At 33.7% G+C, this 16,941-nt stretch carries 8 protein-coding genes; all 8 read right to left on the reverse strand.

What is annotated here, in order from left to right:
* Positions 1-44 precede the first annotated feature (44 nt).
* The 8 genes from BM246_RS16600 to BM246_RS16635 all read right to left on the reverse strand — a co-directional run bounded on the left by BM246_RS16600 (position 45) and on the right by BM246_RS16635 (position 16,398).
* Complete coding sequence (locus BM246_RS16600) at positions 45-1,610, reverse strand: sulfatase (protein WP_083415840.1); 1,566 nt, start codon at positions 1,608-1,610, stop codon at positions 45-47.
* A gap of 46 nt (positions 1,611-1,656) precedes the next feature.
* A complete protein-coding gene (locus BM246_RS16605) occupies positions 1,657-3,237 on the reverse strand; it encodes a sulfatase (RefSeq protein WP_074939429.1) in 1,581 nt (526 codons plus the stop codon).
* Between the two features lie 176 nt (positions 3,238-3,413).
* A complete protein-coding gene (locus BM246_RS16610; RefSeq protein ID WP_074939431.1) occupies positions 3,414-4,853 on the reverse strand; it encodes a SusD/RagB family nutrient-binding outer membrane lipoprotein in 1,440 nt (479 codons plus the stop codon).
* 11 nt (positions 4,854-4,864) lie between these two features.
* A complete protein-coding gene (locus BM246_RS16615; RefSeq protein WP_083415841.1) occupies positions 4,865-8,020 on the reverse strand; it encodes a SusC/RagA family TonB-linked outer membrane protein in 3,156 nt (1,051 codons plus the stop codon).
* A gap of 347 nt (positions 8,021-8,367) precedes the next feature.
* Positions 8,368-9,807: a transcriptional regulator gene (locus tag BM246_RS16620; protein WP_074939433.1), complete on the reverse strand. Its 1,440-nt coding sequence runs from the start codon at positions 9,805-9,807 to the stop codon at positions 8,368-8,370.
* Positions 9,808-9,949: 142 nt separating this feature from the next.
* On the reverse strand, positions 9,950-10,840 hold the full coding sequence (locus tag BM246_RS16625) for a BPSS1187 family protein (RefSeq protein ID WP_074939435.1): 891 nt from the start codon (positions 10,838-10,840) through the stop codon (positions 9,950-9,952).
* Positions 10,841-11,373: 533 nt separating this feature from the next.
* Positions 11,374-13,080, reverse strand: a complete 1,707-nt coding sequence (locus tag BM246_RS16630) for a RagB/SusD family nutrient uptake outer membrane protein (protein ID WP_074939437.1) — start codon at positions 13,078-13,080, stop codon at positions 11,374-11,376.
* 18 nt (positions 13,081-13,098) lie between these two features.
* A complete protein-coding gene (locus BM246_RS16635) occupies positions 13,099-16,398 on the reverse strand; it encodes a SusC/RagA family TonB-linked outer membrane protein (RefSeq protein ID WP_074939439.1) in 3,300 nt (1,099 codons plus the stop codon).
* Between the last annotated feature and the right edge of the window lie 543 nt (positions 16,399-16,941).

Genomic DNA, 16,941 nt, shown 5'->3' on the forward strand with positions numbered 1-16,941 from the left:
AAACAATATAGCCGTTTTTTTAGTAGAGCCATGAAAAAAATAAATTAATTATTAAACCCTTTGTTTAACACTTTTGCCATTTGTGCTATAACTACTTTATTTTCAGAATTATTAGCAATATTAATATTCTCCTGAGCATCTATTTCATGATCAAAAAGTTCACTTGTTATAAAATCACCTCGTGTTTTACTCTCTGGTTTCCACTCATACCACTCCACATAACGGTATTGACCTGTTCTAACGGTATAACCCATTCTTTCAATACCTCTGAGTGCTTTTGGACCATATCGCCCTAATAGAAATTGACTATATGCAGCATCTTTAACACTAGCTTCTGGGTTTTCTAATAAAGGTTTTAAACTTGTTCCATGTAAATGTTTAGGCACTTCAAAGCCAGTTACATCGCAAAGTGTTGGGTAGATATCAACGAGCTCGGTTAAGGCTTTACTTGTTTTACCTTTTCCGTTAACGTTATTACCACTTATAATTAATGGCACACGAGTATCTATTTCATAATTGGTTTGTTTTCCCCAACCATTGTGTTCGCCTAATTTCCATCCATGATCTCCCCATAAAACAACAATAGTATTTTCCATAAGCCCAGAACGCTCTAACTCATCCATTAAACGACCTATTTGTACATCGACGTAAGATATACAAGCATAATAGGCATGTATTAATTCCCTTTGCTCCGCTTCAGATAATGATGCTTCATTTGGTTTTGGTAAATCGTGTCTTTCAGAATACCCTCTAAGTTCTGCATCACCATGCATACTAAAAATCGGACTATCTTTAGGAGTAAATCGATTTGTTGCCAAAGGAATATCCTCACTATTATACATATCCCAATATTTTTTTGGAGCTGTAAATGGTAAGTGTGGTTTATAGAAACCTACCGATAAGAAAAATGGTTCATCTGATTCGCCTAATTCACGCATTTTTTTCAGTGCCATAGTTGTTTGTGCACCGTCGTAATAATCGTCATCATTGACTTCTGCCATTTCAATAGAATTGGCTTTTGTATAAATAAAACCGTATTTATCGAACTTAGCTGTTCCTTTTTTTACACGATTAAGCTCTTGCTCTTTTTGAATAATTAAATTCTCTTGATTAATATAAACAGCATCCGGATCGAAAGGAAAACCATCGACATGTAAATATTCATTCCAAGCAACAGAATCTTGTAACGTATTATGAAATGTTTTCCCTAAACCTACGGTATGATAGCCGTTATTTTTGAAAAACTGAGGTAATGAAACAATATCTGGTAAAACATCTCTAAAGTGTTTTTTTAAATCCCAAACCTGAGTAGAGTCAGGCCTTAAACCCGTCAACAAACTTGTTCTAGAGGGTGTACATACTGCTTGCTGACAATAAGCGCGATTAAAAACAACACCATTACTAGCGAGTTTATCGATGTTAGGTGTTTTTACAATACTGTTTCCATAGCATCCCAAATCTGGTCTTAAATCGTCTACTGGAATAAATAAAATATTCGGCCTTTTTACCTGTGTAGTTTTAGCTAATTTTCCTTTTTCCTGATTACATCCACTTAAAACTAAAATAGCTAAAAGCCATAATGCATTGAGGATTTTTATTTTTTTTCTCATAATTAAATATAAATTTTGATAATTCTATTTGGTTCTAACTGTATCTCTAAGATTTACTTTTTGGTAATGCGCCTCTCCAACCTTTTGCCAATTGCGCAGATAAACGTTTAACAATATCCTCCTGCTCGGAATTTTTAGCCACATTAACAGTTTCGTTACTATCTACAAAATGATTATATAATTCAACGTCAGCAAAATCGCCTTTCAATTTTTTATCATTATCCCAATGGTACCATTCAATATAATGGTATTGCTTGGTTTGCATGGAATAACCCATGTATTCGTTACCATCTTTAGAAACACGTGCACGTCTTCTAAACTGTGTAAAAACAGCATCTTTCCATTCTAAATCTGGGTTTTCAAAAACAGGAATTAAACTAGTACCTTGTAAATAATCAGCTTTATCTATACCTGTTAAATCGCAAAGTGTTGGGAAAATATCTACTAATTCTGAAAGAGCTTCAATACGTTTTCCTTCTGTTTGATAAGCTTCTTTTATAATTAATGGTACATGGGTGTCGATATAAAAGTTAGTCATTTTTCCCCATCCATTATGGTCGCCTAATTTCCAGCCGTGGTCTCCCCATAGTACAATAACGGTATTTTCATAAAGGCCTCTTTCTTTTAATCCTTCTATTAGTTTTCCTACGCAAGCATCAATGTAACTTACACTAGCATAGTAGCCCCTTTTTAGAGAATCGGCATAGGTTTCTGGAACTGGGGTATCTTCTGGGCGTCCAATTTTATAAGGATTAGTGTATGCTCTTAACTCATAATTAGAATTAGCAGACATTACTGTCGCATTTTTGGGTAATTTTGGGTTGGCTGCTGGTGAAACAGATCCAACAGGGTAAAGATCCCAATATTTTTTTGGTGCTACAAAAGGAAGGTGAGGTCTATAAAGTCCAAGTCCCATAAAAAATGGTTCATTTTTGTCTTTAATTCTATCTATGGTTTCTAATGCTAATTGTGTTTGCATAGCATCAAAATATAGTGAGTCCGGAACATCTGCTGCCTCTATTGCAGGGCCTCGATTCCAGCCATCGCCATATACTTTTTGACCTTTTCTTTTTTCTAATAAAAGTGCTCTTTTTGTTTTTTGATCTTCTAGAGCTTCTTCAGTGTAATAATAAGTTTCAGCATCGCGCAATGCGTAGGCTTTGGTATTGTAAGGATGTGGTTTTAAATCTGGTTCGTCCCAAGAAATAGAGTCGGGCATATAATTATGGAAAATTTTACCAATATTAACCGTGTAATAGCCCGCTTTATTGAAGTATTGCGGCATAGTAACGGCATTGGGGTTTATTTCTCTAAACTTGTCGCCTAAATGCCAAACTCTAGTAGAATCTGGTCGGTAACCTAACATGGTGCTTGCTCTCGATGGTGCACAAACTGCAGCTTGGCAATGTGTGTTTAACATGACCATGGAGGTTCCTGCTAAGGCATCTATATTTGGTGTTTTTATTTCGCTATTGCCATAGCTTCCAAGATCGGCTCTTAAATCGTCTATCGATAAGAAGATGATATTGGGCTTTTTTGTAGGGCCTCCATTTTTTAGAGAGGCGGCTTTATTTCCGCAAGAAAGAAATAAAAAAAATAAAGAAATACATGTTAATAAAATTCTCATTTGGTAAGGTTTAAGTTGTGTTAACCTATTTTTATAAGTGGTGATTTCCTGAAATATAGACAGTTAAAATACGAATTAAATAAGCCAGCGATTTTTATTTCCTTATGAAACAAAACTAATTCAAAGTCTAAAATCTACTGGCTCACTATTAACAGAACAAAGGGAGTGTGCTCTATTTATTTTTCGAACCACATAGGATCCTCGATAGTTACTTCTGTAGGTATGTTTATGTTCGCTGCAGCTTCATTGCTAGAATATGTATATCTTCTGATTATATCTGTTGCTCCAGAAAGGTTAGGGACATCAAAATCAACCGACTTTGTTCTTTTCCATAAATTCCATGCTTCTATTCCGTTACCAAATAAAGCGATATAATGCTGATCGTTAATGTAATCCAAAGCCTCTTCTTTTGTTAAAGTCGATAAATCGGGTAAACTAGCGATGTAGGTATCTTTATCTGTTTGTGAAATCTCTCCTAGAGAACCATCGAAATAATCTAAAGCCAATGTAACGCCTTCTAGAAACCATGTGTTTGCTTGAGCTAAACCTCCAGAAATATATTCGTTTGCGGCAGCATCTGCTAATAAAAAGTAGGTTTCAGATGCTGTTGAGTATCTATCAGGTGTTTCTGCTAGAATATTGTTTACATTTATTTTTGAAGCAAATGCGACACCTGTAAATCCTTGAACTAAACCAACATAAACACCATTTGTATTTTGATCAAAATAGGTTGCTCTGCGGGGATCGTCTAAATCGTTCATAAGGTTTACTAGTGGGCTTCCTGCGTACCATAAATTAATATTTCCACCCCAAAAATTATTTATAAAAGTATACTTAGGGTTTTCGTTACCAATTTCAGAACTGTATTGTAATTTGGCTTCTTGTTCGTTAGTGAAGATTAATGCGCTATTTGCTACCTCCTGAAGTCTACTAGAAACTTCACTAGGCTTTTTGTTTGCCATAAACATAAGCATTTTTAACTTTAATGAATTTGCCCAACGAATCCATGCTGCTTTATCGCCTTCAAAAATTAAATCATCAACAATATTAGAGTCTACATCTTGTTCTAAAATTGCAATAGCCTCATCCATTAAAGTTACGATACCCTCCATTACAGTTTCTTGAGAATCGAACACTGGATATGGATATTCTGCTGGATTTCCTGCTTGGGTAAAAGGAACTTCACCCCATACTTGCGTGATATTAGAATAAATAAAACCTTCTAATATTTTTGCTTGAGCAACAATATATATGTCATCTGGATAATCTTTTTCAACTAATAATTCTACTAAAGATAAATTTTTTAAACAGGTAGTATACCAGTTGGTCCATGCGTTATTTACTGAGGGTACACCAAGTGTATATCTACTTCTACTTCTCCAGGTGCCACCACTACCTGCCCATTGTTGGGCGTGCATATTAGAACCTGCAAATTCAATAACTCTTTGTGAAGACATATTCACTATGACCTCTGGAAATAAAAGATAAGGAGGTACTGTTGTTACTGCTAATGGATCTTCATTAATATCTGTGATATCCTTAGTACATCCGTTTAAGCTGAATATAATTATCGATAATATTAATAAATACTTTGCTTTTATGATTGTATTTTTCATCTTTTTCTTATTTAAAATTTAACGTTTACACCAAACCCAATACTACTTGTTGAAGGCAAACCATTATATTCTATACCTCCTCCATTACTACTTGAGCCAAACAAATTTGTTTCTGGATCAATATGAGGAATACTCGTGTTAAAAATGGCTATGTTTCTTCCTTGCAGACTAAATCTTAAACTGCTAAAAGGCGTCTTTTTTAACTGCTTTTTATTTAATGAATAAGACAAGGCTAGCTCTCTCCATTTTATATAAGTAGCATCAAACGTGTTGCTTTCATGAATTCTGGCGGCAGAATAGTTACTCCAATAACTTTGAACGCTTGGTATTGGTGTTGTGTTTTCAGAGTAAGTGCCATCTCCATTATCAACAAAGGTGTTGGGGTCTACAAAAAGTGTTTCTCTATCTACAGCTGTTTCTGCAGCCAAACCACTAGTTCTTAGGTTAGATACGGTTTGCGAATACAAAACACCGCCTTCTTTCCAATCGAAAGTTGTGGATAGTCTCCAACCTTTATAACTAAATACAGAAGTAAGCCCCATAGTAAAGTCTGGCATTATATCTCCTAAGCGTTCTGTGTTACCTTCATAACGTAAACCGGTACTTCCTACTAGTATTTGATCTTCTATAGTATCTCCGTTTTCATCTACAGCTCTAGCAAATCTATTTCCATATAGGCCTATACTTTGTCCTTCTCCGGCAGCTACTGTTAAACCGTTATAGGTACTTGCCATAGTATATACACCTAAATCGCCTAAATCTTCAATAATGGTTTCATTAGTTGTAAAATTGTAATTTACGTCCCATTTAAACCCTTTAGCTCTAATCAGTTTTATTCCTAATTCCAGTTCAAAACCTGTGTTTGAGATTTCTCCTAAATTAGTCCAAGCAGAACTATACCCTGTAGAAGGCGAGGTAGATAATGCTATAATTTGATCGGTAGTATTAGTCTTATAATAAGTTGCATCTAATGTAAATCTGTTTTTAAAAAATCCTAATTCAATACCAATTTCTTTACTTAATTGATTTTCTGGTTTTAAGTTTGAATTTGGTAGGGAGTTTGGACCAGAAAAAGCGAGCTGACCATCAAAAGGAAATGTTCCTCCTGTACTAAATTGTCCATACCAACTTGATTGAGGATAATACAAATAATCTAATTGATATGCGCTTGTATCACTCCCTACGTTAGCCCAGTTTCCTCTTAATTTACCATAACTAAAAATATTACTCTTAATATTAAAGGCATCGGAAAAAATAAAACTTAACGCTACAGATGGGTAGAAATAACTGTTATCAGCTTCTGGTAATGTAGAAGACCAATCGTTTCTAGCGGTTGCATTTAAGGTAAGCCATTTTTTATAAGTCATTGTAAAATCTCCAAAAGCTCCAAAAACACGTGTTTGAGAATAATTGTTAAAAGGGACATTACTTGCTACATTACCTGGGGCAAAAAGTTCTGGGATGGTAAGCGTTTCACCAATATTACCAATAATATCAGTTGTTCTTTGGTTCCATTGCATTCCTCCTCTTAAAGTGACATCAAAATCTTCAAAAGAATTATCATAAGTTGCTAAATAATCTAAAGTTATTTCGTTTCTGCTTGTAGTAGATTGTCTGTAATTACCTTCAAGAAGTCCTATGGTTCCTTTATGGTTATTTCTAAAATATTTTGTGTTATAGGTATCATATCCCACTCTTCCTAACATAGAAAAATGATCTATAGGACTATAAGTAAGCGCCACATTTCCAAAAAATCTTTCGGTATCGGCTGTTCTTTGATTTTCATTAACAATCCAATACGGGTTATTGGTTCCATCAGCATCAACAGGAGATAGCTGTGTTACTCCATCATCGGCTACCCATGGTTTAAAAACATCTATATTGGTAATTCTTGGTAAAGTATTTATAATACTTGTTAATATATTCGGGTCATTTGCCCCTGTTGCCACTGCACCATCTATACCTGTGTTAATATAATTTATGCTGAATACAGAGTTTAATTTATCGGATAATTCAGAACCTGCTTTAAGTCCTAAATTCAATCTGTCTAGAGACGATCCAGGTAAAATCCCTTCATTTGAACTATAAGAAGTACTTACTCTATAATTGTTTTTTCCTTCGTTTGAAGTTCCTGAAATTGAAAAACTATTTACCTTAGTTGAACCTAAATCATAAAAATCTTTTTGAAGATCTGGATTCGATGTAAAGGTTTGTAAATTACCTGCATAATCTGTGTAGGCTGTTCCGCTAGAAATTGCAGGTCCCCAACCTTTAGAGGCGTCTTTTATATTATCGCCATCAGCCTCACTATAAACTCCTAAACTACCTGGGCCATAGCTGTTTTGGAAATCTGGAAGTCGTAGAGGAGAATCGAAACGCATGGTTGAACTATAGGTAATGGTTACGCCTTTTCCTTTCCCTTTTTTAGTAGTTACCACAATAACACCATTAGATGCTCTTGAACCATATAAAGCTGCGGCTGATGCACCTTTAAGTACGGTTAATGTTTCAATATCATCTGGATTAATATCTTGGGCTCTGTTTCCATAATTTGCTCCTCCTGAAATACCACCGTCTGAACTATTACTATCTGATATAGGAACCCCATCAATGACCCATAAAGGGTTATTATCTCCAAATATACGAGTAAGCCCCCTTACTGTTATCTTTGTAGAAGTTCCTACACCGCCGCCGCCGCCGGTAATTTGAACCCCCGATAGTTTACCTTGTAATGCTTGAAGTACATCGGTTTCTCTTGCTTCTTCAAAATCTTCAGATTTTATTGAACTAACGGCATAACCTAATGTTTTTTCGGCACGTTCAATGCCCATTGCGGTTACTACAACTTCGTCTAAGGACTGCGCATCTTCTTTCATGGTAATATTTATAGTAGCGGAAGTACCAATAACTTGTTCCTGGGTTTCCATACCTAAATATGAAAAAATTAGCGTTTGCCCTGGGCTGGCTTTAATGGCATAATTTCCATCGAAATCAGATTGAGCACCTCTTGAAGTTCCTTTTATTATAATGTTAACTCCGGTAGCAGGCAATCCTGTTTCATCTACAACATTTCCTGAAATTGTTTTTTCTTGAGAAAAAATATGTTGCGTACTTAATAGGTGAGTGACTAGAAATAGAATAAGTAATTTTGCAGTTCTTGTTTTCATAAAGTTAATTAATTTGAGTGAGAGTTAGTTTTGAAGTAGAGTGTAACTAGCACTATTTTATCATGCAGTTTAGCCTTAGCTTCTACGTAAATAAACATAAAAACCGTAAAAAAGACCGTGTTTTGGAGGTTACACTTATACTACATCTATTGTAAACACAGATGTTTTGCTATATTTTAAATATAGATTGAAGATATTAGGAGATTATAAAAATGGCGGGTTTAAAATTATGGATATCTAAAATGAAATTCCATGGCGTATTTTTAAAAACAGACGGCGGAATGACTAGTTGTATGCTTTATATTTAAATAGAGTGTGGTAGAAGAATGTGTTTTAAGCAACAAATATTATAAGTTTTTAATCCAAACGTAAAGATTGGTGCCTTCTGGAAGGTCTAGTTTTTTACGTAATCTATATTTTTTAGTTTGCACTGTTTTTGGTTGAACATGAGTGTATTGTGCAATATTTTTTGAAGAAAAGTTAAGCCAAATCATAGCACATAATGATAATTCTGTGTTGACTAGTTTCGAATTAACTTCCAAAAGTTTTTCGCATACTTTGGGATACACCTCTTGAAATCTAATTAAAAAAGAAGCATCATTTTCTTTCGCTAAAGAAATCACCTCATCAAAAGCTACGTTAAGCTTTTGTTTAAGTTTATCACGCTCTAAGTTTTTCTGCTTTATAACGTTTTCTTTATCTTTTATTAAACCCAAACGTTTTTTCCTATAGTAATAGATAACAAACCCTGTTATTGTAATGAAGAGTAAAATCCCACCCCCTAACAAGTAACTAAATTGTTTTTCTTTTTCTTTATGGTTTTGCTCTTGACTTTTTAAAAACCCACTTATTACAACATCTACGTTTTTTTTATATATTATATTTACGCTATCATTAAAAGTGGTGTATTTCAAAAGATACTCATGCGCTCGGCTTTCTTGATTAAGCAACTCATAGGTTTCAGAAAGGAGCTTATACACCAATTTAACCTCTATATATTTCTTCATTCTAATAGAAATATTTAGGCATTCTTCATAATAATCTATAGCTTTTTGATATTCTTTAATAGATTTATAAAAGTTACCCTGCGCTTGTAATAAAATAGATTTATGGTATGCCGAAACCTTTTTTCCCTGCATGAACATCTTAGACTTATTTAGGTAATACCTCGCAGAGTCAATATTTCTATTTGTTTTTAAATAATAATTTGAAATCACGGCATACTTAAAAGATGATTCCTTAATTTTTAAGCTTTTATGAAGATAAAATAATGAAGAATCTATTTTGTGTTTTGTATTTAAAAAAGCAGATGCTTTATTAATATATAACGTGGCTAAGAGTTCGGAGGAAGTTGTTTTTTTGGTTTCATAAAGACGAAGTCCTTTATTCAGAAATTTAATGGATTTATCATTTAGTTTTAGTGCAGAATAATTTCTACCATAATTTTCGTAAATTTTAATTTTTGCTGTCACTAATTTTTCTTCGGAAATTATTTGGTCTGCTAAATCCAAATACTGCAAACTCTCCAAATGTTTCCCTATAGTACATAGTATACCCGAAATTTGGATATACCCTAATGCAACGGCATCATCTTCATTATGCTTTTTTGCCTTTTCAATAATATCGATACTTAACATTAGGGCTTGTTCCATTTCCCCTTGATTGACTAAAACTCTTACTTTTTTTCGTTGTTGCGAATAATCAATATGCTTTTCCTCATGCTCCTGCCCAAATATGCTATTTGAAAAAGCTATTAAAAAAAATATATTGATATATATATTACGCATTATAAAGAACTATAAGTTTAAAAAAAGCATGGGTTTCTACGTAAAAGTACCTCCTTTTTATTAAAAAAAATAGCCTCTAAAAAAATTTACAGATACCGCATTTTTATTATAAAAAAAATCAAGAAATAAAAATTATTGAAGCTTAATTACCCTTACCCAATAATTCTATCCAATCATTTACATATCCAATATTTCTAACACCGTTAGAATGGCCTTTTTTACCTTCTGGAACAGGTAAATTAAAAGGATAAATATGGCTTTCTGGAATCCCCATAGCGTCATAACTTTCTTTTATTATTTTGGCTGCAGGTTCTGTAACATGATATGTACCATACCAAACATCGCTTGGTGTTACACTTGGTGAATAATACCATTTCGCTATTTTTGGTTTATCTGAATAATCCCAGCCTCCGGAAAAATCTACTACACGCGATACCAATTGTTCTTTAGCTATAAAAGCGGCCATTCCGCCTCCTTGAGACTGACCAGAAACTGCAATTTCACTCCATTTAGGAACTCCATTTTCTAAGTAAGTATCCCAATTACCTGTTTTATCATGTTCCGATAGATAAATAAGTAACTTAGTTAATCTATTCACTATGGCATCTTGAGGAGCATCATCAATTAATGAGAAATTATTATTTCCATAAATACGTCTAGTTCTGAATTCTTTAGTACAATTAGAATTTTCAGCAAGCACTTTTCCTCTACAAATTTGCGCCACTGCTGGTGTGTTAATGTATGATATATTAATAACGTGATAGCCTTGATTTACGGCTGTAGCAAATAAGCTCTTTGGCCCTTTTAGTGCAATCCCTCCTGTTCCTGGCATAAAGAAAAGAAGCTTCCCTTGTTTAGCCTCTGGATTATAAACTACTAAATGTGGTGAATTTGCTTCTGAGATTGTAGAATCTGTTTTAGAAGGTTCAATATGTAAAACTTTATATTCTTCTGGAAACCCAGTTGAAGTTTGCGAAAAAGAACTGCTATTAATAACTACAATTAAAAGAAGTGATGTAAAAATCTGTTTCATTATTTTTTTGATTTAAAATTAGGCATTATTGGTTTTAGTAAAAAACTATCTACAATTTGGTAAAGCAGTTAATTCTCGCTCCAAACAACAATACGTAAATTAACAAAAAACCTATGTAAACCATTAATAAAAGGGGGTTACACTTATACTACACTTTATGTAATAAGTCTGTTCTTTTTGTTATGAAATGAGAAAATTGAGAAATTATGGAGATTAGCCTTTTGCTTTGGTATTGTAATCCCTCATGCTCCTGTTATAAAAGAATAAGATTCCCTTGTTCAGCCACTGGATTACAAACCACTAAATATGGCTAATTTAATACTGAAATTGTGGTGTCTATTTTAGAATGGTTAATATGCAAAACTCTTTATTCTTATGGAAATCTAGTAGAGGGTTGTAAAAAACAATTATTGAAAGCAAGAATTAAAAGACGCCATGTAAAAATCTGTTTCATTGTTTTTTTATGATAAAACAAAAAGCTCAACATCAAAATTTGATGTTGAGCTTTTTAATTAAAAACTAATTATTAAATTTTACCAACCTGGATTTTGTGGCAACAAATTAGGGTTAAGTATTAATTCATTACTTGGTATAGGCAATAAATAAGCTTTAGTTTCATCAAAATTATAAGGATCTGAATTAATAAATGGTGCAATATAACCTTCAGAATCTAGCGTTACATTTGATTCGGGTGTATCTGAATTTACAATACCATCATAAAAATACGCACCTCTAGGGGTTGTTCCATTAACTAATTCATGAGCTCTCCAACGTAATAAATCATCAAGTCTAAAGCCTTCTGCCATAAGTTCAACAGTACGTTCTCTACGGACTTCATATAAAATATCTGTAAGGTCATAGCCATAATTTGGCCAATCAGGATCTGTAGTTATTGATCCTAACGTTATACCAGGCATACCTACGCGGGTACGTAGCTTATTAATAGACTTTTCTAAATGGGCCTGAGTAATAGTACCTAATTCTGCTTTAGCTTCAGCAAAAATTAATAACGCTTCAGCATAACGCATTATAACCTTAGACGTGTTTTTAGTAAAATCGCTAGTAACAGGATCTATGTCAATATTTCTATATTTTTGTGATTCATACCCCGTAAGTCCTGCATTGGCAGTAGTAAAATCAGGAGCTATATAAGCAACAGTTGAGCTACCATCTCTTTTAATTAAATCTCCAGGCACCATTATTAAAGCCGCTAATCTTGGATCTCTGTCTACTTCTATGGTCGCTAAAGACTTATCTCCTTCATCATATAAATCACTTACTGAAATAGGGTCGCCATCAATACATAAATAGGTACGTATTGCTTCCCTAGTATAAGCACAACGGTTAGGCCAAGAAATTTGTAAGCTATTATTAAAACCTAAATCGTCATTAAAATCTCTCCAAAGCATCACTTCGCTATTACCGCTAAGCCCAATTTGGTTAAATAAAGTAGAGTAATCATCATGAAGCGTAAACACACCACTATCGATAAGTTCTTCAGAAGTATCTGCAGCGATTTCCAAATAAGCAGAGCCATTAGACCCAGCTACTCCAAAAGCTGTACCATTGTGATATTTTTCCCATGTACCTTCATAAAGAGCAATCCTTGCTTTTAGCAATAGTGCAGCTTCTTTACTTACACGAGGACTTGTTGCGATATCTGGAAAAGATTGTAATAAAGAAATAGCAGTGGTTAAATCTGAAAGTATAAAATCGGCTACTTCATTTCTTGGTTCTCTAGCAGCAAATAAAAACTCTTCATCCTTATCATCAAAATATTTATCAAATATTGGTAAATCACCATAATCAACTAAAAGATTAAAATAATAATACGCTCTAAAGAAATAAGTTTCTCCTATATATTGGTCAATTTCTGTTTGATCACCTTCTGCTTGATCTACATGATCTAAAAGCCAATTAACTTCTCTTACCTCGTCCCAACTCCAAACTGAGTTTGAAGACTCTGTAGCTATACCTGTTTGACCACTAAGTCTAGAGTTAATATTTTCAGCAATACCCATATCAGAATCGAGATCGGGTAATACAGAAAAACCTACAGAAGTATTTGACCAACTTGGCAAATCATTATAAAAAGCATTAACGGATGCTCTTAAATCACCAGGTGTGCTATAAAAATCAACCTCCGAGACAACATCTAAAGGTGTTTTTTCTAAAAAGTCATCGCAAGACGACAAAGTCACTGCTGTACTTAAAATAAATAATTTTAATATATTTTTCATATTTCTACAATTTTATAATTAGAATGATACATTTAATCCCATGGATACAATTTTCTGTAACGGGTAAGATATGGCACTACCTGTTACACCAGCTGTAATATTTTCTGGATCAAAGAAGAGCATATCATTAACTGTAAATAGGTTTTCTCCAGTAACATAAAGTCTAAAATTGGTTATACCATGCTTGCTAGTTACATCTTTAGGAATTGTATATCCTAATTGTAAACTTTTTAATCTGGCATAAGCTCCATTTTGTATATAACGGTCAACTACTTGACTATAATTTTTGTTATTTCTACCTGGGTTAGCAGAGTATGGTGCTGGGAAATAAGCATCTAAATTTGGCCCTAATGGATTTGTAGTATCTTCAGGTCTAAAGTAATCTAAGTGTTCTACCCAAACATTAGCATGGAATGCACCTTGAGCAGGACCTCTAAATCTTTGGTGATTAGATACTACGACATCTCTTTTTCCAACACCTTGTATAAAAGCATTAAAGTCTAAATTTTTATATACAAAACCAAGATTTACTGCATATTGATAACGAGGCGTGGTATTACCAAGTACACTCCAATCTCCAGTGTCGCCAACTTCCCATGCGCCTCTGTTTATAGATCCGTCACCATCAAGATCTTTATATTTTGTATCACCAGCTGAATAAGCCCAACCAGTAACTGCACTTTGATCTACAGGGTGATTTGCAGCTTCTTCATCTGTTAAAAACCAGCCATCCCATGTAAGACCGTAAATCGCACCTAAATCCTGTCCTGGGTAGTAGGTTTGAGTTAAAGATTGTGTTGCTGTTCCATCAGGAACAGGGTAATCTACAATGCTTCTTGTATAGTCAGAAAGTACAGCTCTAATATTATAACTAAAATCTTTACCTATATTTTGTCTCCATTTAGCCTCTACTTCCCATCCTTGAACTCTTGAAATTCCAGCGTTTGCTACAGGAGCACCTGTTCCTAACTGTGCAGGTAAATTAAGACCACTTGTAGCCATGTCTTCGATATCTGTGCGATACCAAGAAAAACCTATATCCAGTTTGTTGTTAAATGCGCTAAGATCAAAACCAATATCGGTAGTTTTTACTTTTTCCCAAGTTAAGTTTTCACTGCCTAAACCTGGCGTAAAAGTGTAAGTTTCGCGCTGACCATCAAACAAATAGCTTGTTCCGCCAGTATTTAATTCTATATTAGATAAATATAAATAATTACTAACATTTTGATTTCCTAATGTACCATAAGACCCTCTTAATTTGAAGGTACTAATAGCATCTATAGGCCAGAAATCCTCTTTAGCTACGTTATATCCAGCCGAATAACTTGGAAAACCAGCCCATCTATCCTCTGGAGCAAATCTAGAAGCACCATCTCTTCGGTAGCTAAATTCTAATAAATATTTTTCTTTGTAATTATATCTAAATCTACTAAATACACTTTGTGTTGCCCAATGTGTTATAGCTTCACTTACAAGTTGGTCATCATCCAAAGATGCATTTATAGAAACTACATTATCAGAAATTAAATAATCGGTCTGTGCACCTAAACTATGAAAATTGTTTACCTCACTTTGGTATCCTACGGTAGCATTAACAGTATGGTTCCCAATTACTTTATCATAAGTCGTAAAAATGTTTGGAGAAAAATATTCGGTTGTTGCGAAAGCCGGAGAATAAGAAGTGTTTTGCTGCGCTACTCTATCAATAAAGCCGTTAGGTCTTATTTCTTGAACTGATAAAATACTCTCTTCTTCATAGTTATTACTTCTTTTATAATTAAGATTAACATTTAATTTCAAGTCTTTAATAGGCTCAATAATAAATCTTGGTAATAAAACAAGTTGATTTTTTTCTGTTTTAACACGTTGAGTATCCCAAAACGGAAAATAAGAGTGTCCAAGCCATTCTTCTCCATAAATAGGATCTACTAATGGAAAGGTTGGTTTTATTTTAGATAATAAGTCTAAAACTCCTGATAAGTCATTATCTGTCCCTCCTTGCGTTGGGTAATCTGAGTAGCTTTTTAAAACTTTAGTTAATAACTCTATTTTTAACCATTTATTAACTTGTGAAGAAATTTTTGCATCAAGATTGTATCGTTGAAAAGATTCATTTCCTACTTTCAAAAGACCACCTTCATCATAAGCCCCTGCAGAGAAATAATAGTTTATTTTTTGATCTCCACCTGATATACTTAAGTTATGTTTAGTTCTTTCAGCCCAATCTTTATATAAAACATCAGTCCAATCGGTAGCACCTGTAGCATCAATTCCAATACTGGTATAGTTCCAGTTTGTACCCGCAGCATTAACACCTAATGATGGCGCACTTCCAGGGTTTGCCATATTGGCCAAAATATTAGCTAAATCTGTTTCATCGTGATATGGATTTTGATTATTATTTATACGAGAATCATTAACTGTATAAGCAAAATCAATAGCGCTGGCTAATTCAGGTATTTTTGTTGGTTTCGTTAAAGCGAAGTTAGTACTATAAGTTACTCTCATCTTCCCTTTCATATTACTACCACTTTTTGTGGTAATCAATATAGCCCCACCAGCAGCTTGCGACCCATAAATAGATGCTGCTGCAGCATCTTTAAGTACAGAAACAGTTTCGATACTTTCAGGGTCAATATCATTTAAATTCATTTCAATACCGTCTACAAGCACTAATGGCGAAGATTCTTGAACATTACCACCGCTACCTGCGCTAGTTAAAAAACCACGTATATTTATATTGGTATCAGCACCAGGTGCTCCACCAGAAGACGAGTTACTAATTTGTAAACCTGGTACAGAACCTTGTAATGAACGAGCAACGTTTGCTGAAGGTCTGTTTTCAAAAGTTTCTGCACCAATTTGAGATACTGCTGCGGTTAAATTTACTTTTTTCTGAGTACCATACCCAACAACAACAACCTCATCAAGAGCAGCAATATCTTCTTCCAAAGTTATTTTTAAAACTTTTTGATTAGTTACTGTAACTTCTTGAGTTTTAAATCCAACAAATGAAAACACTAACACAGCATTTTCTTTAGACGGTGTTATAGCGAAGCCTCCATCAAAATCTGATTGCGCTCCGTTTCCTGTTCCTTTCTCCCTAATATTAACACCTGGTACAGGTTGCCCATTAACATCGGTAATTGTTCCTGTTATTTGTTGCTGCAAATAACTACGCGTTACTTTTAAATCTGCACTCGTGTTTGGCGCCAAACCAAAACTTGCAGAAACACACGAAAAAGCCAAAACACTCAAGAAAAAACCTAAGTGCCTTTTTTTTCGATAGAAAGCGAAATTGTGTAATTTAATTTTCATAGAAATGTGAGTTAATTAATAGTTAAAAAATTTTGTGGTTAGTAGTAGCTTTTCGTCTTTAAACATCTTCTAAAAAAAACAAACGAAAGCAAAAAAATTCTTAAAGGAATTCGGTTTTGCAGCGTTTATTTTCATAAAACAATGTTAAAAACATAATAAACCTATATATTCTAAACGTAATGAAGATAAGAATTTCGACAAACAACACCTGCCATTCGACAAATAAGTATTAAAATCATGTTAATTTTTTATTAACTAAAAAAGAACCCTTTTTATACAGACAATAGAAAATTGATTAAATTATGGTATTGGGGTATATAAAATTTTAATATTCTAGGTGTTTAAACCAAATTAAAAACCTCCAATGATTTAAAATCATTGGAGGTTTTATTATGAATAAATACTCTGAATTTTAGTACCCAGGATTCTGTGTTAGATTAACATTATCATCTAAAATTAATATTGATTAATATATGTACTAAAAAAATTAGGAAGTTTGTTTCTTTAAAGTTATGATCTATTTAATTAGTCTCTTAAGTAAAG

The organism is Algibacter lectus (genome assembly GCF_900112395.1).
Taxonomy (GTDB): domain Bacteria; phylum Bacteroidota; class Bacteroidia; order Flavobacteriales; family Flavobacteriaceae; genus Algibacter; species Algibacter lectus.

Bases quoted from the DNA above. Each gene is read 5' to 3' on its own strand.
- BM246_RS16600 (WP_083415840.1), bottom strand. From the start codon at position 1,610: ATGAGAAAAAAAATAAAAATCCTCAATGCATTATGGCTTTTAGCTATT.
- BM246_RS16605 (WP_074939429.1), bottom strand. From the start codon at position 3,237: ATGAGAATTTTATTAACATGTATTTCTTTATTTTTTTTATTTCTTTCT.
- BM246_RS16610 (WP_074939431.1), bottom strand. From the start codon at position 4,853: ATGAAAAATACAATCATAAAAGCAAAGTATTTATTAATATTATCGATA.
- BM246_RS16615 (WP_083415841.1), bottom strand. From the start codon at position 8,020: ATGAAAACAAGAACTGCAAAATTACTTATTCTATTTCTAGTCACTCAC.
- BM246_RS16620 (WP_074939433.1), bottom strand. From the start codon at position 9,807: ATGCGTAATATATATATCAATATATTTTTTTTAATAGCTTTTTCAAAT.
- BM246_RS16625 (WP_074939435.1), bottom strand. From the start codon at position 10,840: ATGAAACAGATTTTTACATCACTTCTTTTAATTGTAGTTATTAATAGC.
- BM246_RS16630 (WP_074939437.1), bottom strand. From the start codon at position 13,080: ATGAAAAATATATTAAAATTATTTATTTTAAGTACAGCAGTGACTTTG.
- BM246_RS16635 (WP_074939439.1), bottom strand. From the start codon at position 16,398: ATGAAAATTAAATTACACAATTTCGCTTTCTATCGAAAAAAAAGGCAC.